Origin of the sequence: Streptomyces sp. NPDC001536, from assembly GCF_042894505.1 — a bacterium.
In the GTDB taxonomy this organism is placed as follows: Bacteria; Actinomycetota; Actinomycetes; order Streptomycetales; family Streptomycetaceae; genus Streptomyces.
Map to the genome: position 1 here is coordinate 1,091,842 of NZ_JBIAVQ010000001.1, position 19,598 is coordinate 1,111,439.

16 protein-coding genes are annotated in these 19,598 nt (G+C 69.7%); 9 read left to right on the forward strand and 7 right to left on the reverse strand.

Annotated features, from left to right (window positions below):
- Positions 1 to 186: 186 nt before the first annotated feature.
- Positions 187 to 669, forward strand: a complete 483-nt coding sequence (locus ACFY0U_RS04920) for a DUF1772 domain-containing protein (RefSeq protein ID WP_388630189.1) — start codon at positions 187 to 189, stop codon at positions 667 to 669.
- A 206-nt stretch (positions 670 to 875) separates the two neighbouring features.
- Here the strand turns inward: ACFY0U_RS04920 and ACFY0U_RS04925 are convergent, their stop codons facing one another.
- The 3 genes from ACFY0U_RS04925 to ACFY0U_RS04935 all read right to left on the reverse strand — a co-directional run bounded on the left by ACFY0U_RS04925 (position 876) and on the right by ACFY0U_RS04935 (position 4,641).
- On the reverse strand, positions 876 to 2,030 hold the full coding sequence (locus ACFY0U_RS04925; RefSeq protein WP_388630192.1) for a uroporphyrinogen-III synthase: 1,155 nt from the start codon (positions 2,028 to 2,030) through the stop codon (positions 876 to 878).
- A 123-nt stretch (positions 2,031 to 2,153) separates the two neighbouring features.
- The gene (locus tag ACFY0U_RS04930) at positions 2,154 to 3,539 is read right to left on the reverse strand and encodes a nitrate/nitrite transporter (RefSeq protein ID WP_388630195.1); all 1,386 of its coding nucleotides are present in this window, start codon (positions 3,537 to 3,539) and stop codon (positions 2,154 to 2,156) included.
- Between the two features lie 187 nt (positions 3,540 to 3,726).
- Complete coding sequence (locus ACFY0U_RS04935) at positions 3,727 to 4,641, reverse strand: hypothetical protein (RefSeq protein ID WP_388630198.1); 915 nt, start codon at positions 4,639 to 4,641, stop codon at positions 3,727 to 3,729.
- 226 nt (positions 4,642 to 4,867) lie between these two features.
- On the opposite strand from ACFY0U_RS04935, the gene ACFY0U_RS04940 reads away from it, so the two are divergent.
- Together ACFY0U_RS04940 and ACFY0U_RS04945 are read left to right on the forward strand one after the other, a co-directional pair.
- Positions 4,868 to 5,494, forward strand: coding sequence for a DUF2975 domain-containing protein (locus ACFY0U_RS04940; protein WP_388630201.1), 627 nt, complete (start codon positions 4,868 to 4,870; stop codon positions 5,492 to 5,494).
- The gene (locus ACFY0U_RS04945) at positions 5,494 to 5,724 is read left to right on the forward strand and encodes a helix-turn-helix domain-containing protein (protein WP_388630204.1); all 231 of its coding nucleotides are present in this window, start codon (positions 5,494 to 5,496) and stop codon (positions 5,722 to 5,724) included. The genes ACFY0U_RS04940 and ACFY0U_RS04945 overlap by 1 nt, the downstream gene beginning before the upstream one ends.
- Positions 5,725 to 5,874: 150 nt before the next feature.
- Here the strand turns inward: ACFY0U_RS04945 and ACFY0U_RS04950 are convergent, their stop codons facing one another.
- The 4 genes from ACFY0U_RS04950 to ACFY0U_RS04965 all read right to left on the reverse strand — a co-directional run bounded on the left by ACFY0U_RS04950 (position 5,875) and on the right by ACFY0U_RS04965 (position 11,337).
- Positions 5,875 to 7,122: an acyltransferase gene (locus tag ACFY0U_RS04950; RefSeq protein ID WP_388630207.1), complete on the reverse strand. Its 1,248-nt coding sequence runs from the start codon at positions 7,120 to 7,122 to the stop codon at positions 5,875 to 5,877.
- Positions 7,119 to 9,314 (reverse strand): glycosyltransferase, encoded by a 2,196-nt coding sequence (locus tag ACFY0U_RS04955; protein ID WP_388630210.1) that lies wholly within the window; start codon positions 9,312 to 9,314, stop codon positions 7,119 to 7,121. Before ACFY0U_RS04955 ends, ACFY0U_RS04950 begins: the two co-directional genes overlap by 4 nt.
- Complete coding sequence (locus ACFY0U_RS04960; protein ID WP_388630213.1) at positions 9,314 to 10,051, reverse strand: hypothetical protein; 738 nt, start codon at positions 10,049 to 10,051, stop codon at positions 9,314 to 9,316. The genes ACFY0U_RS04955 and ACFY0U_RS04960 overlap by 1 nt, the downstream gene beginning before the upstream one ends.
- A 314-nt stretch (positions 10,052 to 10,365) precedes the next feature.
- Positions 10,366 to 11,337 (reverse strand): LysR family transcriptional regulator, encoded by a 972-nt coding sequence (locus tag ACFY0U_RS04965; RefSeq protein ID WP_388630216.1) that lies wholly within the window; start codon positions 11,335 to 11,337, stop codon positions 10,366 to 10,368.
- A gap of 127 nt (positions 11,338 to 11,464) precedes the next feature.
- On the opposite strand from ACFY0U_RS04965, the gene ACFY0U_RS04970 reads away from it, so the two are divergent.
- The 6 genes from ACFY0U_RS04970 (at position 11,465) to ACFY0U_RS04995 (ending at position 19,581) form a co-directional block, all read left to right on the forward strand.
- On the forward strand, positions 11,465 to 12,766 hold the full coding sequence (locus tag ACFY0U_RS04970) for an MFS transporter (RefSeq protein ID WP_388630219.1): 1,302 nt from the start codon (positions 11,465 to 11,467) through the stop codon (positions 12,764 to 12,766).
- 483 nt (positions 12,767 to 13,249) lie between these two features.
- Positions 13,250 to 14,545: an ABC transporter substrate-binding protein gene (locus tag ACFY0U_RS04975; protein WP_388630222.1), complete on the forward strand. Its 1,296-nt coding sequence runs from the start codon at positions 13,250 to 13,252 to the stop codon at positions 14,543 to 14,545.
- Complete coding sequence (locus ACFY0U_RS04980) at positions 14,542 to 15,489, forward strand: carbohydrate ABC transporter permease (protein WP_388630225.1); 948 nt, start codon at positions 14,542 to 14,544, stop codon at positions 15,487 to 15,489. Before ACFY0U_RS04975 ends, ACFY0U_RS04980 begins: the two co-directional genes overlap by 4 nt.
- Positions 15,486 to 16,310, forward strand: a complete 825-nt coding sequence (locus ACFY0U_RS04985; protein WP_388630228.1) for a carbohydrate ABC transporter permease — start codon at positions 15,486 to 15,488, stop codon at positions 16,308 to 16,310. The genes ACFY0U_RS04980 and ACFY0U_RS04985 overlap by 4 nt, the downstream gene beginning before the upstream one ends.
- 11 nt (positions 16,311 to 16,321) lie before the next feature.
- Positions 16,322 to 18,571 carry an alpha-xylosidase gene (gene yicI, locus ACFY0U_RS04990; RefSeq protein ID WP_388630231.1) on the forward strand — a complete coding sequence of 750 codons (2,250 nt, stop codon included), beginning with the start codon at positions 16,322 to 16,324 and terminating at the stop codon, positions 18,569 to 18,571.
- The gene (locus ACFY0U_RS04995) at positions 18,571 to 19,581 is read left to right on the forward strand and encodes a LacI family DNA-binding transcriptional regulator (protein WP_388630234.1); all 1,011 of its coding nucleotides are present in this window, start codon (positions 18,571 to 18,573) and stop codon (positions 19,579 to 19,581) included. The genes yicI and ACFY0U_RS04995 overlap by 1 nt, the downstream gene beginning before the upstream one ends.
- Positions 19,582 to 19,598 lie beyond the last annotated feature (17 nt).

Consider the following 19,598-nt stretch of genomic DNA (forward strand, 5'->3'; position numbering starts at 1 on the left):
ACCGCCTAGGGGTGCCCTGCGTGTGAGGGGCCGGTGAGAAGGGGCCGGGAGAAAAGGTTCCCTCACACAGTGCCTTCCCGCTCACGCCGTCGGAACCCCTCGTAGCGGTGAGGTGTGGACGTGTGCGTATGGGGACGCGTCTTTGGACCATGTTCCGGCGGGTGTGGCGGCCGTTGACTGGAGGGCATGACGACGAAGCAGAGTGCGGGGACCGTACTGGGGGCGGCCACGGTCGCGATGGGGCTGATCGCCGGGGCGTTCTACGTCTTCGCCTGCGCGGTGATGCCGGGGCTGGCGCGCAGCGACGACGAGGTCTACGTCGAGGTGATGCGGAACATCAACGACGTGATCCAGAACCCGGTGTTCATGCTGAGCTTCCTCGGGGCGCCGGTGCTCACGGGGGTGGCGGCGTGGCAGGCGCGGGGTGCGGGGTACCGCCGGTGGGTGTGGGCGGGACTGGTCGCCTACGGCCTCGCTTTCCTGGTCACGGTCGTCTTCAACATCCCCCTCAACGACGCCCTCGACCGCGCGACGGACTCCGCCGCGGCACGGGAGGACTTCGAGGACGCGTGGGTGGCGTGGAACGGGGTCCGGGCGGTGCTGTCGACAGTGGCGGTGGGGTGCCTGGCACGGGGGCTGGTGCGGTACGGCCGGCTGACGCGGGAGTGACCTCGCCCCCGCCGCCCCTACCCGTTCCCATCCCCAGGGGGCGCTGCCCCCTGGACCCCCGCTCCTCAAACGCCGGAGAGGCTGAGAAACCCAGCCCGTCCGGCGTTTGAGGACGAGGCCCGTTCAGGGCCGAAGCGGGGGTCTGGGGGCGCAGCCCCCAGGGATGGGACGGGTAGGGGCGGCGGGGGCGAGGAAAGGTCTGGGGCCTACGCGTCCGAGTACTTCGCGTCTGCCGCCGGGTCCAGGGCCAGCCGGTAGCCGCGTTTCACCACCGTCTGGATCAGCTTCGGCGCCCCCAGAGCGGTACGCAGTCGCGCCATCGCCGTCTCCACCGCGTGCTCGTCACGGCCGGCACCCGGCAACGCCCGCAGCAGCTCCGCCCGAGCCACCACCCAACCCGGCCGACGGGACAGCGCGCGCAGCAGCGACATGCCGGCCGGCGGCACCGGGCGCAGGACGCCGTCGACGAGGACCGCGTGGCCACGGATCTCGACGCGGTGACCGGCGATCGGCAGGGAACGGGCCCTGGCGGGAAGTTCCTGGCAGAGAAGCTGGACGAGAGGGCCGAGGCGGAAACGGTCGGGCGAGACCGTGTCGACACCGCGGGCCTGGAGGGGCAGCGCGGTGACCGGGCCCACGCAAGCCGGCAGGACGTCGTGGTTCAGGGCGGCCAGCAGCTCCGGCAGGAGGCCCCGCTCCTCCGCCCGGTTCAGCAAGGACGCCGCGGCGGGCGCGCTCGTGAAGGTCAGCGCGTCCAGGCCACGGGACACCGTCGCGTCGAGAAGCCGGTCCACGGGGCCGATGTCCTCCGGCGGCATCCACCGGTAGACAGGGATCCCGAGCACCTCCGCTCCCCCCTCCCGCAGCGCCTCCACGAACCCGGGCAGCGGTTCCCCGTGCAGCTGGATGGCGATACGGCGGCCCTCGACACCCTCCTCCAGCAGCCGGTCGAGCACCTCGGCCATCGACTCGGACTCCGGCGACCAGTTCTCCGTCAGCCCGGCGGCCCGTACCGCGCCTTTGACCTTCGGTCCGCGGGCGAGCAGTTCGATCCCGCGCAGCCGCTCCAGCAGGTCCTCGCCCAGACCCCACCCGTCGGCGGCCTCGATCCAGCCCCGGAAGCCGATGGCGGTCGTGGCGATCACGACATCCGGTACTTCGTCGATGACCTGCTTGGTCGCGGCGAGGAGTTCGCTGTCGTCGGCGAGCTGCACGATCCGCAGGGCAGGTGCATGCAGGACGGCGGCTCCCCGTCGCTGCAGCAGTGCGCCCAGCTCGTCGGCCCGGCGTGCTGCTGTCACGCCTACCGTGAAACCGGCCAGGGGGCCGTGTTGTTCTGGTCGCTGCTGTTCGTCGTACATATAACTCTCGTCCCGCACTCGAGTCGTTTGCACCTACACGGGGTGTGATGGCACCTGCATGCCGAGCGAGCCTGTCAACGGTGCGTGACAGGCTCGGTTCGGCTTGATGTCGCCAGTGTTACGTCACACCTCGGCGTAGCTGAGCTGCGACTTTGCCTCAGACGTGGCCGAGGAGGCCTGAATCCGGGAGGCCGAGCGGCGAAGGTATACGGCCCAGGTGACCGCGAAGCACGCGGCGTAGAAGGCGAGGAAGACGATGAAGGCGCCGGTGCCGGAGCCGTTGGAGAGGAAGGACTGGCGGAAGGCCAGGTTGATGCCGACACCGCCGAGCGCGCCCACCGCGCCGATGAGTCCCATGGAGGCACCGGAGAGGCGACGGCCGTAGGCGGCGGCCTCCTCACCCTGGAGACCCTGGGCGAGGGCCTTGGCCTGGAAGATGCCGGGGATCATCTTGAACGTCGACCCGTTGCCCAGCCCGGTCAGGACGAAGAGGATCACGAACGCGGTGACGAACAGCGGCAGCGACTTCTCCATGCTGGCGAAGATCAGGACCGCGGTCGCCGCGCCCATGGCGACGTAGTTGTAGAGGCTGATCCGGGCGCCGCCGTACTTGTCGGCGAGCCAGCCGCCCAGCGGGCGGATCAGGGAGCCGAGCAGCGGGCCGATGAAGGTGACGTACGCGGCCTCCAGCGGCGTACGGCCGAACTGGACCTGGAGGACCTGGCCGAAGGCGAAGGCGTAGCCGATGAAGGAGCCGAAGGTGCCGATGTAGAGGAAGGACATGATCCAGGTGTGGGCGTCCCGCACGGCGTCCTTGGCGGCACCGGTGTCGTTCTTCACGGAGGCGAGGTTGTCCATGAACAGGGCGGCGAGGACGGCGGCGATCACGATCAGCGGGATGTAGATGCCCAGCAGCACCCGCGGGCCGCCGCTGGCGCCGATGACGGCGAGCGCGATCAGCTGGATGACCGGCACACCGATGTTGCCGCCGCCGGCGTTGAGCCCGAGGGCCCAGCCCTTCTTCCGGAGCGGGAAGAAGGCGTTGATGTTGGTCATGGAGGAGGCGAAGTTGCCGCCGCCGATACCGGCCAGCAGGCCGACCAGGAGGAAGGTGTTGAACGAGGTCCCGGGCTCCATCACCGTGAACGCGGCGACGGTCGGGACGAGGAGGAGGGCGGCGGAGACGATCGTCCAGTTCCGGCCGCCGAAGATGGCGACGGCGAAGGTGTACGGGACCCGGACGACGGCGCCGACCAGCGTGACCATCGAGGTCAGCAGGAACTTGTCCGCCGGGGTGAGGCCGTACTCCGGGCCCATGAAGAGGACGAGCACGGACCACATGGTCCAGATCGAGAAGCCGATGTGCTCGGAGAGGACGGAGAAGAGAAGGTTGCGGCGGGCGATCTTCTCGCCGCTCTCGTTCCAGAAGGTCTCGTCCTCAGGATCCCACTGCTGGATCCAGCGGCTGCCCCTGGTCGGGGGTGCGGGGACGGTGCTAGGGGCTGTCATTGCGCCTCCACGGGGCTCCGGGGCTCGCTGGTGCGTTCGTGCTGAGCGGTGATGTCCCGAAGGTAGGGAGGGCGCGTTTCCTGACTGTGGCACCCGGTGACCGGAAAGGAACTTTGCTCTCACCCCGAGCGAAGTCGGGATGAGAGGTTCCGTCGCCTTACGTTACGAACAGCTCCCACCGGACCGGTCAGCGCTGAGGAGACTGCCAGTTCGGGTTCTGCTGGGGGTAGGGCTGCTGCGGCGGGTACGGCTGCTGCTGGGGGTACGGCGGCTGGGCGGCGTACGGGCCGGGGGCCGGGGGCTGCTGCGGGTACGGCTGCTGCGGGTACGGCTGCTGGGGCGGGTAGGGGGCGGCTGCGGGCTGGGCGCCGTAGGGCTGTGGCTGGGGCTGCGGATACGCCTGCGGCTGGTGGCCGTAGCCGGGGGTGGGCGGTGCGGCCGGGGCGTTGCCGTAGGGACCGCCGGCGTACTGGCCGGCGGCGAAGGGGTTGCCCTGCTGGCCGGGGAACTGCGCCCCCGGCGGCAGGTACCGCACCCGACCGCTCTCGTCGCTGACGGGCATGAACCCGGCGGCGTGCAGCCGGGCCGCGAACTTGGCGTTGCGCTTGCGAGTGACGAGGAGGCCGATCCCGAAGACGGCCATGAGCAGCACCCAGATGACGGCCGCCGCGACGAAGTCGGCGGAGGTCCCGCCGAGCCGGTACGCGAGGATCACGCATCCGATGGAGACACCGAGAGCGCCGTACCCCATGCGCTTCTCGGCGTTCTTGCCGGTGAGGTCGAAGTTGATGCGGGCCTTGAGCAGCTCGACGGCGTCCGGCACCAGCGGCGGCACGGAGACCCCGTCACTCGCGTTCGGGTACTGGGCCCAGTTCTGGGCGGCCCGGGTACGGGCCTGCGGGCTGGGGTCCGGGACGAGCAGCATGATGAGCGCGCCGTTGCGGCCGGAGCTCTGCCGTACGTCGGCGTACTCGTACCCGAACTGCTGGGCGATGAAGGCGAGCCGGCCGAGTTTCTTCACGGAGGCCATGGCACTGGTGAGCTCGACCGGCTCCCCGCTCGCCATCAACCGCAGCATCTTCTGCACTTGCCGCTTGCTCATCGCCGTCCGCTCCCCACCGGGCCACCCCGTTCACTTCCGCAACCGACGCAGTCTCGCACGCCCGTACGGCACAGGGAAACCGCTCTCCCCTTGGGTTTACAGGACCTTGGCACGCCCGTCCGGCCCGGAAACCTCCGCGTCACGTCAGACAGGGGCTTGCCTCACGCACCCCTCACCCTTATCGTTTCTCGATAACATCGATAAACGATAAGCAAGCGGGGGAGCCATGACCGACGTGACCGAAGACCGCAAGATGCTCGAACCGATGGCCACGGTCGTGTCCATAGCGCTGCGCCTCCTGACGGCCCTCGCGACGGTGGGCCTCGTCCTCTCGGTGGCCCGCGGCAGTTGGGGCGGCGGGGTCGTCTGCGTCACCGACGAGTCGACCCACATCTCGGCTGGCGACGCCTCCTTCGGCGCTCCCGCGAGTGGAGCTCTGGTCGACTCGATCCCCCGTTACTGCGCCGAGAACGCGGACACCGCGCTGCGCCTGCTCAACCAACTCGGCGAACTGCCCACGACGTTGCTCCTGATCAGCAGCCTCTTCCTCCTCCACCGCCTCCTCACCGGAGCGGCCAAGGACGGCATCTACACCACGCAGACCGCGTCCCGGCTCCGCGTGCTCGGCTGGTGGCTGCTCGCCGGAAGCCTGCTCGTCGCCATCGCCGAAACCACGGCACGGACGGCCTTGCTGGCGGATCTGGCCAAGGAGGTGGAGTTCACGGCCGACTCCTGGCTCAGCCTGTGGAGCTTCCCCTACCTGGCCACCCTGACCGCCCTCGGCCTGCTGACCTTCGCCCGGATCACCAAGGCGGGCGTGACCATGCGCGAAGAACTCGAAGGAGTCGTCTGATGACAGCCGGTGAAGACGAGGACCATCACATCGAGGTGCACCTCGACAGGATCCTCAGCGACCGCGGCATGACCGTCACCGAACTCGCCCAGCGCGTCGGCGTCACCAACGTCAACCTCTCCGTTCTCAAGAACGGCCGCGCCAAGGCGATCCGCTTCACCACCCTCACCCGCATCTGCGAAGTCCTCCAGTGCCAGCCGGGTGACCTGCTCAGCTACCGCAAACCCTGAAGGAGACCCCTATGTTCAGCACCATGGACACCGGCACCGCCGTCGCCCTCGCGATCTTCGCCGTCGTCCCGGTCGCCCTGCTGGTCGGGGCGGCCGTGTGGCTCAAGCGCCGCTGAGCCACCCGGGCCGGCGAGGAGGGGCGCGCCCGGGTCAGGCCCGGTGGCCTGCCCGTGCGCGCTTCTTCGTCCCGTTCGGCCACAGCCGCGGCTTCCGCTTGGCGGCGAGGTCCTCGATCCAGCCCACGCCCAGGACCGCCAGCCCGATCAGCGGCCAGACCAGGAAGAACATCCAGATCATGTACGTCGAGTCGAGGGCGGCCGTGGCCCGCTCGCTCTCCATGAAGGGAAGGCTGTACAGCTGGTCGAGGATCGGGACCGTGGCCATGATGAGCAGGTTGTGCCACAGGTAGATGGTGACCGCGCGGTTGTTGGACAGCGTCACCAGCTTGTCCCACTTCGCGAGCCGGCCCGGGAGTTCCTGCCAGGACGGGGAGTAGATGAGCAGGATCACGACGAAGCCGAAGGACCAGGTCGCCTGGGCCAGCGGGATGTCGTTGAGGTCCCAGCCGTCCGGGCCCAGATGGCCCGACGCCCACCACAGGCCGAAGGCCATCACCAAGGTCGCGCAGGAGACGGCGACATAGCGCGGGACCTTCGTCAGCAGACCCTCGTGATGGGCGAAGCCCAGCACCCAGCAACCGCCGTAGACCGCGAAGTCCGTGACCGCGTTGCCCGTCTCGCCCGGGATCGTCACCAGGCCCGTGCCCACCACGGCCGTCAGCCCCAGCGGGGCCAGCAGCGTCGGCCACGGCGCCCGGCGGAACGCCCACAGCAGCAGCGGGGAGGCGACCACGAACCAGAGGTAGGCCCGGAGGTACCAGAGCACGCCCGCCGCCTGCACCGCCCAGGTGTCCTCCAGCAGCCCCGACGGGGAGCCGATGCTCCACGGGAAGGGCGGCGCACCGACCGGGATCACATAGTTGACCAGCTCCACCAGGCCCCAGACCCCACCGTGGTCCGGGTCCTCGGAGATGTTCCAGCCGCCCGCGAACATCAGCGTGAGCACCACCGCGCTGAACACCCACAGCGGAGGCAGCAGACGCCTGATCCGACCCCTGATCACACCCCAGGCCGGCCGCTTCAGCGAGCGCGCCATCAGCGAGCCCGCCAGCGCGAACATCACGCCCATGGAGGGGAACACGACGGTCAGCCAGGCCCAGCCGAACAGGTGGTACACGACCACGCGGACCAGGGCTATGGACCGCAGCAGATCCAGATACCGGTCGCGGCCCGGCTTCTTCGGGGCCGCGGGTGCCGTTTCCGACGTCGCGTCCGGCGCCGGTTCGGGCGTCCACTGACGCGGGACGCCGTACGACGACTGTGTGTGTCCGTGGCTCATCCCACCGGCCTCCGATCGCTTCCGCTGCCCGTCCGCTGGCGCGGTACCGCCCCGCCGGGTGCCTCGACGACACCCGTGCGCCGCAGCTTCTGCCAGCGCAGCCGGCCACCGGTCAGGGCGGTGATCCAGGACTGGAGGAGGACGACGTACATGAGCTGCCGGTACAGGATCTGCTGGAGCGGCAGTGAGATGAGGTGGGTCATCTTCTCGCGGTCGAGGCGGAAGGCGTAAGCCGCGCAGACCAGCTGGATGGCGAGGACGCCCAGCCAGGCCACGACCGTCTTCTGGGTGGGGCCGAAGACCAGGCCGTAGATCAGGAACACGTCGATCAGCGGGGCCAGCAGCGGTGCCAGGACCATGAAGAGCGAGACCAGTGGCAGACCGACCCGGCCGAAGCGGCCCGACGGTCCCCGTTCCACCAGTGCCTTGCGGTGCTTCCAGATCGCCTGCATGGTGCCGTACGACCAGCGGTAGCGCTGCGACCACAGCTGCTGGACGGTCTCCGGCGCCTCGGTCCAGGCCCGCGCCTTCTCGGCGTAGACGACCCGCCAGCCGTCGCGGTGCATCGCCATGGTGATGTCGGTGTCCTCGGCGAGCGTGTCGTCGCTCATGCCGCCGACCCGCTCCAGCGCCGTCCTGCGGAAGGCGCCGACGGCCCCCGGGATGGTCGGCATGCAGCGCAGGATGTCGTACATACGGCGGTCCAGGTTGAAGCCCATCACGTACTCGATGTGCTGCCAGGCGCCGATGAGGGAGTCCCGGTTGCCGACCTTGGCGTTGCCGGCCACGGCTCCGACGCGCGGGTCGCCGAAGGGCTGGACCAGTTCGCGGACGGTGGACGGCTCGAAGACGGTGTCGCCGTCCATCATCACGATGATGTCGTAGCGGGCGTTGGCCAGACCGCGGTTGAGCGCGGCGGGCTTGCCCGCGTTCAGCTGGCGGACCACCCGTATGTTCGGCAGGCCCATCGCCTCGACGATCCGCGCGGTGCCGTCACTGGAGCCGTCGTCGATGACGATGACCTCGATGGGGTGTTCGCTCGCCATCAGGGAACGGACGGTGTTCTCGATGCACTTGGCCTCGTTGTACGCGGGCACCAGCACCGACACCGGTTCGAAGACCGGGTTGCCCCAGCGGAAGTCGGGGCGCCGCACCCGGCGGGCGTGGACTCCGGACAGGACGAGCATCAGGACGAAGCGGCTGATGACGAGGAAGCCGATGATCGCGAGGCCGACCACCAGGACCGCGGTGATGTTGTCGGAGGCGCCGACCAGGAAGACCCACGCCTTGCCCTTCCACAGCTCGGGTCCGCTGACCTGGGTGTGGGCGCTGGGTGCGCCGAGGGCCTCGGTGAGGTTGTCGAACTCGTAGCCGTCGTCCTTCAGCTGCGGCAGCAGCCGGTCGAGCGCCTGCACGGTCTGGTGGCGGTCGCCGCCGGAGTCGTGCATCAGGACGATCGCGCCCTTGCCGCCCTTGGGCGTGGCCTTGCGGATGATCTCGTCGACGCCGGGCTTGCGCCAGTCCTCGCTGTCGGTGTTGTTGACGATGGTGATGTAGCCGCGGGTGCCGATGTACTCGGTGACCGGCCAGGACTTGTTGTCCATGGCGTCGGCGAAGGAGGAGTACGGCGGGCGGAAGAGCGAGGTGCGGATGCCGGCGGCGCCGGTGATCGCGAGCTGGTTCTGGGACAGCTCCCAGTCGATGCGCTTCTTCGACTGGTAGGACAGGTCGGGGTGGTTGAAGGTGTGCAGGCCGACCTCGTGGCCCTCTTCGACCATGCGCTGCACCAGGTCCGGATAGCGCGAGGCCATGGTGCCGGTGACGAAGAAGACCGCGTGGGCCTGGTGCTCCTTCAGCACGTCCAGGACCTTCGGGGTCCACTCCGGGTCCGGGCCGTCGTCGAAGGTGAGGACGAGGCGGTGGTCCCGCAGGCTCAGGCTCTGAGAGCGGCCGCTGCGGGTGTCGATGACCGGCCCGCCCTTGAGGATCTCCTCCGGGACCTTGTCGGAGGCGGCGGGGGCCTGGACGCGGTGGTCGGCGAGGATCTCGCTGTGCACGTAGCCGCGCAGCATCAGCATCGCCATCAGGGCGACGAGGAACAGGCAGGGCAGCAGCAGGCGCATGGGCAGGCGGCGCCGAGAGCCGTCGCGGGCTTGGGACGCGGCCCTGGGACGGCGATTGCGGGTTGCCATCAGACGGTGTTCTCCGGAGGCGGTGGTGTGGAGCTGAGCGGGGCGGAGTCGTTCGTGCCGTCGGCCACCGTGTCGGTGCCGGTGCCCCCGTTGTCGCCGACCTGCGTCTCCGTCGGGTCGGGCGTGGGCTCGTCGGTGGGCGTCGGCTCGGGCGGACTGCTCGTCGCCGGGTCGGTCGGGTCGGGATCCGGGGTGGGGTTGCTGCCCGTGCCCGAGGTGGTCTTCGTCGCCGTCGGCTCCGGGTCCGCCGTGGCGTCCGGGTCCTGGGCGGTCGCGGTGGCGCCGGGCGCGGTGGCGCCGGCGGTCGGCGACGACGTCGTGATGCCGCTCGGGGACGGTGAGACGCCGGGCGAGAGACTGCCGCCGTCGGTGGGCGCGGCGGTCTCCCCGGGCAGCGGGGAGTTGTCGACCTGGCCGGCCTCCTCGCCCTGGCCCTGGCCCGGTACGGGCAGCCAGGGGGCGTTGGAGTTGCCGGACAGCAGGGTCGTGACGATGACCACGGCGTAGATCGCGCAGGCGAGCCCGACGAAGATGCCGATACGGCGGTATCTACGGCTTCTGCGGCCCGACTCGTCGACGAAGACCGGTCCCTCGGAGCCCTCCGCGCTGTCGCCGCCGGCCTGGCCGACGAGGCGGTTGTCGGCCCGCAGGGAGACGGCGTCCAGCTGGACGGTCACCTCGTGCGGGTCGTGGGTGTTGCTCCACGGGTCGGCGAAGTCGGCCCCCTCGGGGCCCACTCCGGGCAGTACCTCGGTCTGGTCCGCCGACGCGAGGACATCCGATCCTCTTGTCCGCGGAAAAGCCTGGGTGCCGTCCCCCGACGCGGGGACCCCCCTGGTCCCGGCGGCCACTGAGGGCCACTCCGGTTGGGCGTCTTCCCGCCAATTGTTCTCGCGCACGCACATCCCCCCACGGGACAGATCTGGGTGCGCGTACGACGCCGAGCACTCGTCGACCGAACCGAGCCCCCACCCGGCCCGAGCGCCCCCTTTACCACAGCGTGCTCAGGCCATGAATGTAGCGCACCGGAGGGTGATGTGTTTGGCGTGTGTCAGTTGTGGACACCGATGATCTTCATGTCAATGGCTGGAATCCATGCCCCGGCGGGCCGGTGCAGCCATCCCTCGGCCGCCGAGAGCTCGGCCGCCGCCCGGCACAGTGCCTCGATTCCGGGATGCACCAGCCCCTTGCGCCACACCAGTGACACCGGTGACAGTGGCACCGGATCGACGAGCGGGCGCAGCACGGTGTTCGGCATGGCTGGAAAGTCCACTACCGCGAGGACCGGGTTGCGTGTTCTGGCCATGACACGCCGGAACTCCTCGTGGCCGACCGCGAGCGGCGCGGGCGAGGCGACCTCGATCCCCCGTCCGTCGAACAGCCGGCGCGCGAGATCGGTCCACTCCGGGGTACGGGGATTCCCCGCCCCCGCGTACACCTCCTCCCCCGCCAGCTCGGCCAGCGGCACCCGCGCCGACGCCGCGAGCCGGTGGTCCTCGGGCAGCACGACCGCCATGGGCTCGAAGCGGACGATCTGGTGGTCGAGGCCCGCTCGCAGCGCCGGGGCCAGCCCCGCGTACCGGCCGAAGGAGGCGTCGAGGCGGCCCGCGAGCACCTCGGCCGCGGCGCCGGTCAGCCCGCTCTCGTAGCGGGCCATCAGCTCGATGTCGGGGGCGAGTTCGCGGGCCCGGTGCAGCACCCGGCTGCCGGTGCCCAGGCCCGGTGAGTTGATGTCGACCAGCAGGGGGCGGACCTGTCCGAAGGCGGCGATCAGCGCGTCCTGCGCGTCCAGCACCCGGCGGGCGTGCGGCACCAGCCGCTCCCCGTCGGCGGTCAGCGTCACCTGCCGGGTGGTCCGTACGAAGAGCTCGGCGCCCAGCTCCCGCTCCAGCCGCCGTACGTCCCGGCTGAGCGCCTGCTGGGCGACGTAGAGCCGGGCCGCGGCACGGGTGAAGTGCAGCTCCTCGGCCACGGCGAGGAAGGTGCGCAGGAGGCGGGGGTCGAGGTGGGGCGGGGTGGGCATCCGGCGAAGCTACAACGCGGGCGCGTGGATCGGCATCAGGGATTCCAGCGGATTCACAACCGGGATGCGTGAATGCCCGCCGATCAGGTGTTGGACCCCTTGATCACTCCCGGGCGACGGTGGACGCATGCCGCAACCCATGTTCACGACGACCGCGGACATGCTCGTCGCCGTCGACTTCACCCCCCGGACCCGCCACCGGGAACCCGGTCCCTACCGCCGTCTCTTCGCCCACCCCGGCACCCGCGCCTTCACCCTCGGAAACCTCCTGGCCCGGCTGCCCATGGGCATGTTCAGCGTGAGCGCGGTCATCATGATCGTCGCCGCGCGGGACTCCTACGCCCTGGCCGGCGCCGTCTCCGCGACCGGTCTCGCGGCGACCGCGCTGGTCGGGCCCTGGACCGCACGGCTCGTCGACCGGTACGGACAGGCCCGGGTCGCCGTACCGGCCACGCTGCTCGCGGCGCTGGGCTCGCTCGCCCTGGTGCTGTGTGTCCACCGGGGCGCGCCCGACTGGACCTTGTTCGCCGCGTACGCCGCCACCGCCACCACGCCCAACACCGGCGGCATGTCCCGGGCCCGCTGGGCCCATCTCCTCAGGGGCGACGACAAGGCCCTGCACACCGCGAACTCCTTCGAACAGGCCGCGGACGAGCTGTGCTTCATGCTGGGCCCGGTGCTGGCGGTGCTGCTGTGCGGTGCGCTCTTCCCGGAGGCGGGGACGCTGGTCGCGGTGGCGCTGCTGGTGACGGGGGTCGTGCTGTTCGCCGCGCAGCGCTCGACGGAGCCGCCGGTCCAGCGGGCCACCCACGCGAAGGCCCCGCTGCGCGCCCCCGGCATCCCGCCGCTCCTCGTCATCTGCCTGGCCATGGGCGTGGTGTTCGGCTCCATGGAGGTCGTCACGCTCGCGTTCGCGGACGCGCAGGGCCATCCGTCGGCGGCCGGTGTCGTCCTCGCCCTCCAGGCGGCCGGTTCTTGCGCGGCGGGTCTGCTGTACGGCGCGTGGAAGCCGTCCGGTCCGGCCGAGCGCCGCTACCCGTGGTGCGTGGCCGCGATGGCAGCCCTCATGACCCTGCCCCTCCTCGCCGCGTCCCTGACCGGCTCCCTCCTCGCCCTCGCGGCCGCACTCCTGATCGCCGGAATGGCCACGGCCCCGACGATGGTCACGGGCCTGACCCTCATCCAGGAACGCACCCCCACCGGCCGCCTCAACGAAGGCATGACCCTCGCCGTGACCGGCCTCCTCGGCGGGATCGCCGGCGGCAGCGCGGTCGGCGGCTGGACTGCCGAACACGTGTCGGCGACGGCGGGGTTCGGGGTGCCGGTGACGGCGGCGGCGGTGGCGCTGACGATCACTTTCCTCGCCCCCGCCGCCCCTACCCGTCCCATCCCCGGGGGCTGCGCCCCCAGACCCCCGCTTCGGCCCTGAAGGGGCCTCGTCCTCAAACGCCGGACGGGCTGACGGATGCGGACCGGCGTCGAGAGGCGAAGCCCCTGGCGGGTGGGTGGGGGTTCGGGACGGTGTGGCCTTGTCCTCGGACGCCGGACGGGCTGGAGATGGCTGAGCTGAATTCAGCCCCTCCGACGTTTGAGGAGCGGGGGTCCAGGGGGCAGCGCCCCCTGGGAACGGGGTCGAAGGGGCAGCGCCCCTGGAGGATGGGAACGGGTAAGGGCGGCGGGGGCGAAAACAACCCGGCGTCCACCACAACGCGCCGAGACCAACTTGATCGACCCGTCGAACCCCCGCCCCAATTCGCGCGCACCCCATTGACGCCTCCACAGCCCGCACATACCTTCGCCCGTCGAAGCGCTTCGACGTCACGCGTCGAACCGATTCGACGACCCCCGTCGAGCCCGCCGCGTGACGCCGCCCCCGAGAACCATCCGACTCCGACTTCCCAGGAGGCACGGGATGTTGACGGCACGAAAGCGTGTGATGGCGATGGCGGTGGCCCTCACCGGGTCACTGCTCCTGGCCTCCTGCGGAGACTCGGACAGCGGGTCCTCCGAGGACGGCAAGACGCTCAAGCTGTGGCACTACGAGGCCCCCAACAGCGCGATGGGCCAGGCCTGGGACGAGGCGATCAAGGAGTTCAAGGCCAAGCACCCGGGCGTGAAGGTGGAGTTCGAGGCGAAGGGCTTCGAACAGATCCAGAAGACCGCCCCGATGGTCCTCAACTCCTCCGACGCGCCCGACGTCATGGAGTACAACAAGGGCAACGCGACAGCGGGACTCCTGTCGAAGCAGGGGCTCCTCACCGACCTCACCCAAGAGGCCACCACTCGCGGCTGGGACAAGAAACTCAGCGCGAGCGTCCGCACCACCAGCATGTACGACGCGCAGGGCGTCATGGGCTCCGGCAAGTGGTACGGCGTACCCAACTACGCCGAGTACACCATGGTGTTCTACAACAAGGACCTCTTCGCCAAGTACGGCATCGCCGAGCCGAAGACGTTCGACGAACTGACCGCCGCGATGGACAAGTTCGTCCAGAACAAGGTCACCCCGCTCGCCAACGCAGGCGCCGAGTACATCGCCCAGCAGTACCTCTACCAACTCGCCCTGTCGAAGGCCGACCGCGCCTGGGTCGACTCGTACGAGCTCTACAAGGGCAAGACCGACTTCCACGACACCGCGTGGACCTACGCCGCCGACACCTTCGCCGACTGGGTGAAGAAGGGCTACATCGCCAAGACCTCCAGCAGCGCCAAGGCGGAGGACGCGGGCGTCTCCTTCCTCCAGGGCAAGTCGCCGATCCTGTTCTCCGGCAGCTGGTGGTACGGCCGCTTCGTCGACGAGGCGAAGTTCGACTGGGGCACCTTCCTGTGGCCCGACTCCAACCTGACCCTCGGCTCCGGCGGCAACCTCTGGGTCGTCCCCAAGGGCGCAAAGAACAAGAAGCTCGCCTACGACTTCATCGACATCACCATGTCGAAGAAGATCCAGAACCTCCTCGGCAACAAGGGCGGCGTCCCGGTCGCGGCCGACGCGAGCGCCATCACCGACGCGAAGTCGAAGGCGCTCATCGACAACTTCAACGTCCTCTCCCAACGCGACGGCCTGGCCTTCTACCCCGACTGGCCGGTCCCCGGCTACTACGACGTCCTCGTCTCCGAGACCCAGAAGCTGATCACCAGCAGCGAGCAGCCGGAAGGCTATCTGGACGCCTTGCAGGAGGCGTACGACAAGGGCGCGCCGAAGCAATGACGGTCACCGTCGAACGGGGGGTGACCGGCAGGAAGACCCAGGCCGGTCGTCCCCCTCGCCGCCCCCGCGACTCCTACGCCCTCTTCCTCCTCCCCGGCGTCCTCGCGTTCCTCGCGATCATCGTCCTGCCGTTCGTGATGAACACGTACGTGAGCTTCACGGACTGGCAGGGCGTGGGCTCCCCCGGCTGGACCGGGCTCGCCAACTACCGCGAGCTGATGGACGACTCGGAGTTCTGGGAGTCGTTCCGGCACAGCCTGTTCATGGTCGTCGCCATGGCGGCCCTGCCCACGGCGGTCGGACTGGTCCTGGCCGCCGCGCTGTTCGACTACATCGGCAAGCACTTCGGGTCGAGGATCGTCGCCGTCCTGCGCGCCTGCTTCTACCTCCCCCAGGTGCTCCCGATCGCGGTCGCGGGCATCGTCTGGAGCTGGATCCTGGCTCCCACCGACGGCTCCCTCAACGAACTCCTCAAGGCCATAGGGCTGTCGAGCTGGCGGCAGGACTGGCTCGGCGACCCCGACATCGCCCTCTACAGCGTCATGGGCGTGATGGTCTGGGTCCAGCTCGGCTTCCCGCTGGTCGTCTTCATGGCGGGCCTGCAACGCGTCGACCCCCAGCTGTACGAGGCGGCCGAGCTGGACGGCGCCGGCTGGTGGCGCCGGTTCTGGCACATCACGCTGCCGCAGATCCGCCCGGAGATCTACGTCGTCCTGACGTGGTGCACGATCGCCGCGCTGAAGGTCTTCGGCGCGGTGTACGTCCTGACGAAGGGCGGCCCGGGAGGCGCGACCAACGTCCCGTCCTACTTCTCCTTCACCACGTTCTTCGAGAAGACGCAGGTCGGCTATGGCGCCGCGATCTCCACCGTGCTCACGGTGATCATCCTGGCCCTGTCCCTGATCGGCCTGAAGCTCCAGACCCGCGCGGAGGGGAAAGCATGAGCACCGCGCTACGCCGTTACCCCGTCCTCGTCGCCCTGTGCGTCGCGGCCCTCTTCATGGTCGTGCCCTTCCTGATCGTCGCGATCAACGCGGTCAAGTCCCCCACGGAGTACTCCCAGAACGGCCCCCTGAGCCTCCCCGACGGCCTCTACCTGGACGGTCTGAAGGATTTCTGGGAGCGCGTCGACTACACCCAGAAACTCTTCAACTCCGTGCTGATCAGCGGCGGTGTCGCGATCTTCGCGGTGATCCTGTCCGTCCTCAACGCGTACGCGATCGGCATCGGCCGCATCAAGGGCCGCACCTGGGTGCTGGCCTTCTTCGTGCTGGCGAACATGCTGCCGCAGGAGGCGCTGGTCTACCCGATCTACTACCTGAGCAAGGAGGCGGGCCTCTACGACACCAGGCTCAGCGTGATCATCGTGTTCACGGTGATCCAGGCGGCGTTCGGCACGTATCTCCTCTCCTCCGTGCTCGGCCAGTTCCCCCGCGAGATCATCGAGGCGGCGAAGATCGACGGCGCGAACAAGTGGCAGATCCTGTGGCGGATCGTCGTCCCGGTCAGCCGCCCCACCATCGGCGTACTCCTGGTCTTCTTCTTCATCTGGACCTGGAACGAGTTCCTGCTCCCCCTGGTCATGCTGATCTCCAACGACAACCAGACGGTGTCGGTGGCCCTCGGCGTCCTCCAGGGCCAGCGCCTGATGGACGCCACGATGACCAACGCGGCCGCACTCCTGGGCGTCCTCCCGGCCATCGTCTTCTTCCTCCTCTTCCAGCGGACCCTCACCCGTGGCATCGCCGTGGGTGCCGTCAAATAAGGACCCCCCACATGAAGTTCACCGACGGTTACTGGCTGCTGCGCGAGGGCGTCACGGCGGACCACCCCGCCGAAGTCCTCGACGTCACCCCCGCCGAGTCCGGCCTGGAGATCCACGCGCCCTCCCGGCCCATCCGCAGCCGCGGCGACCTGATGACGGGACCGGTCATGACGATCAACGCCCACACCCCGATGCCGGACGTCGTGGGCGTGACGTTCACGCACTTCGAGGGCGAGCAGCCCAGCGGCCCCGAGTTCGCGATCGCCACCGACAACCCCGCCGCGCAGATCTCGTACGACGACGACCACGCGACCCTGACCTCGGGCGCCCTGTCGGTCAGGTTCGCCGCCTCCGGCCCCTGGCACCTCGACTTCGTCGCCCACGGCCGGGTCCTCACCAGCAGCGGCCACAAGAGCATGGGCATCATGCGGGACGCGGCCGGCGGCCACTATCTGCGCGAGCAGCTCAACCTCACGGTCGGCACCAGTGTCTACGGCCTGGGCGAACGCTTCGGCCCGCTGGTCAAGAACGGCCAGGTCGTCGACATCTGGAACGCCGACGGCGGCACGACCACCGAACAGGCCTACAAGAACGTCCCGTTCTATCTGACGGACGCCGGCTACGGCGTCTTCGTCGACCACCCGGGCAAGGTCTCCTTCGAGGTCGCCTCGGAGGCGGTGTCGAGGGTCCAGTTCAGCGCGGAGACCCAGGAGTTGACGTACTACGTCATCTACGGCCCCACTCCGAAGGACATCCTCCGCAAGTACACGGCCCTGACCGGCCGCCCGGCCCTCCCGCCCGCCTGGTCCTTCGGCCTGTGGCTCTCGACCTCCTTCACCACCTCCTACGACGAGGAGACGGTGACCTCCTTCATCGAGGGCATGCGGGAGCGCGAACTCCCGCTCTCCGTCTTCCACTTCGACTGCTTCTGGATGCGCGAGCACAACTGGTGCGACTTCGAATGGGACCCACGGGTGTTCCCCGACCCGGAGGGCATGCTCAAGCGGCTCAAGGAGCGCGGGCTGCGGGTCTGTGTCTGGATCAACCCGTACATCGCCCAGCGCTCCCCGCTCTTCGCGGAGGGCAAGGCGCTCGGGCATCTGCTGAAGCGGCCGGACGGCCGGGTCTGGCAGTGGGACCACTGGCAGCCGGGGATGGCGTTCGTGGACTTCACGAGCCCGGCGGCGCGCGAGTGGTACGCGGCCAAGCTGGAGGGGCTGCTCGCGCAGGGCGTCGACTGCTTCAAGACCGACTTCGGCGAGCGGGTGCCGCTGGACGTGGAGTGGTCCGACGGCTCGGACCCGGAGCGGATGCACAACTACTACACGTACCTCTACAACCGCACGGTCTTCGACGTGCTGCGCGAGCACCGGGGCGAGGAGGAGGCGGTCGTCTTCGCCCGTTCGGCCACGGCGGGCAGCCAGAAGTTCCCCGTCCACTGGGGCGGCGACTGCGAGGCGACCTACGAGTCGATGGCGGAGTCACTGCGCGGCGGACTGTCGCTGGGCCTGTCGGGGTTCGGGTTCTGGAGCCATGACATCGGCGGCTTCGAGGGCACGCCGACACCCGAACTGTTCAAGCGGTGGCTGGCGTTCGGGCTGCTGTCGTCCCACAGCCGCCTGCACGGAAGTTCTTCCTACCGGGTTCCCTGGCTCTTCGACGAGGAGTCGGTCGACGTACTGCGGCACTTCACGAAGCTGAAGCTCAGCCTCATGCCCTACCTGTACGAGGCCGCCCGCGCCGCCCACACCGAGGGTGTGCCGGTCATGCGGGCGATGGTGCTGGAGTTCCCGGACGACCCCGGGTGCGCGCATCTGGAGCGGCAGTACATGCTCGGGCCTGACCTGCTGGTGGCGCCGGTGTTCAGCGACTCCGACGACGTTTCGTACTACGTCCCCGAGGGCACCTGGACCCACTTCGTCAGCGGGAAGACGGTCACCGGCCCGCGCTGGGTCCGCGAGCGGCACGACTTCCTCAGCGTGCCGCTCCTCGTGCGGCCCGGTGCGGTGGTCCCGGTCGGCGCGGTGACCGACCGGCCCGACTACGACCACGCCGACGGGGTGACCCTGCGGGCGTACGGCCTGGAGCGGGGCGCCCAGGTGACGGTACGGGTCGGGGACGTGGCCTACACCGTCGTACGCGAAGGGGACACGCTGCGGGCGTCGTGCGGTGATCCTTCCGCCCCGTGGGCGCTGGCGGCCGGGGAGCGGATCGTACGGGCGCCGGCCGGGACCGGGTTCCTCACGGTGGAGCTGGGCTGATGGTGAAGATCACTGATGTGGCCCGGCACGCCGGTGTCTCCCCCAGCACCGTCTCCTACGCGCTCAGCGGCAAGCGCCCGATCTCCGAGGAGACCCGGCGACGCGTCGAGGCGTCCATCCGCGAACTGGGCTACCGGCCGCACGCGGGCGCCCGGGCGCTGGCCAGCAGTCGGTCGAACGTGCTGGCGCTGGTGGTGCCCTTACGCACCGGGATCCACGTCCCGGTGGTGATGCAGTTCGCGGTGTCGGTGGTGACGACGGCACGGCGCTACGACCACGACGTGCTGCTGCTGACGCAGGAGGAGGGCGAGGACGGGCTGCGACGGGTCGCCGACACCGCGCTGGTGGACGCGATGATCGTCATGGACGTACAACTCGACGACCCCCGGCTGCCGTTGCTGCGCTCGCTGGAGCGGCCGTCGGTGATGATCGGCTTCCCGGCCGAGGCGGACGGCCTGACCTGTATCGACCTCGACTTCAAGGCGGCGGGCGAGGCCTGCGTGGAGCACCTGGCGCGGCTCGGGCACCGGGTGGTCGCGCTGGTCGGGTCGCCGCCCGAGGTGTACGTCCGGCAGACCGCGTTCGCCCAGCGCGTGGTCCAGGGTTTCACCGCCGCCGCGGACCGGGGCCGGCTCTCCTCCTCGGTCCACCCATGCGAGGCCTCGCCCGTCGCGGCCCGCGAGGTCGCCGAGCAACTGCTGCGTGAGCAGCCCGCGCTGACCGGGGTCGTGGTCCACAACGAGGCGGTCCTGGAGCCGCTCATCGAGGCCTTCGAGCAGCTCGGCCTGCGCGTCCCCGCCGACCTCTCGGTCACCGCCATCTGCCCCGACGAACTCGCCGAGAACCTCCGCGTCCCGGTCACCTCGGTCGACCTGCCCTCCGCCGAGGTCGGTACCCGGGCGGTGGAGCTGCTGATGAAGAAGCTCGACAGCAAGGCGGTGCCCGAGGCCACGCTGCTGCCGCCCCGGATGACGGAACGCGCGAGCACGGCACCGAGGAACGCGCCCTGAACCCCACAACGGACCGT

Coding starts and splice junctions, on each gene's coding strand:
- ACFY0U_RS04920 (WP_388630189.1), top strand. CDS start 187: ATGACGACGAAGCAGAGTGCGGGGACCGTACTGGGGGCGGCCACGGTC.
- ACFY0U_RS04925 (WP_388630192.1), bottom strand. CDS start 2,030: ATGTACGACGAACAGCAGCGACCAGAACAACACGGCCCCCTGGCCGGT.
- ACFY0U_RS04930 (WP_388630195.1), bottom strand. CDS start 3,539: ATGACAGCCCCTAGCACCGTCCCCGCACCCCCGACCAGGGGCAGCCGC.
- ACFY0U_RS04935 (WP_388630198.1), bottom strand. CDS start 4,641: ATGAGCAAGCGGCAAGTGCAGAAGATGCTGCGGTTGATGGCGAGCGGG.
- ACFY0U_RS04940 (WP_388630201.1), top strand. CDS start 4,868: ATGACCGACGTGACCGAAGACCGCAAGATGCTCGAACCGATGGCCACG.
- ACFY0U_RS04945 (WP_388630204.1), top strand. CDS start 5,494: ATGACAGCCGGTGAAGACGAGGACCATCACATCGAGGTGCACCTCGAC.
- ACFY0U_RS04950 (WP_388630207.1), bottom strand. CDS start 7,122: ATGAGCCACGGACACACACAGTCGTCGTACGGCGTCCCGCGTCAGTGG.
- ACFY0U_RS04955 (WP_388630210.1), bottom strand. CDS start 9,314: ATGGCAACCCGCAATCGCCGTCCCAGGGCCGCGTCCCAAGCCCGCGAC.
- ACFY0U_RS04965 (WP_388630216.1), bottom strand. CDS start 11,337: ATGCCCACCCCGCCCCACCTCGACCCCCGCCTCCTGCGCACCTTCCTC.
- ACFY0U_RS04970 (WP_388630219.1), top strand. CDS start 11,465: ATGCCGCAACCCATGTTCACGACGACCGCGGACATGCTCGTCGCCGTC.
- ACFY0U_RS04975 (WP_388630222.1), top strand. CDS start 13,250: ATGTTGACGGCACGAAAGCGTGTGATGGCGATGGCGGTGGCCCTCACC.
- ACFY0U_RS04980 (WP_388630225.1), top strand. CDS start 14,542: ATGACGGTCACCGTCGAACGGGGGGTGACCGGCAGGAAGACCCAGGCC.
- ACFY0U_RS04985 (WP_388630228.1), top strand. CDS start 15,486: ATGAGCACCGCGCTACGCCGTTACCCCGTCCTCGTCGCCCTGTGCGTC.
- yicI (WP_388630231.1), top strand. CDS start 16,322: ATGAAGTTCACCGACGGTTACTGGCTGCTGCGCGAGGGCGTCACGGCG.
- ACFY0U_RS04995 (WP_388630234.1), top strand. CDS start 18,571: ATGGTGAAGATCACTGATGTGGCCCGGCACGCCGGTGTCTCCCCCAGC.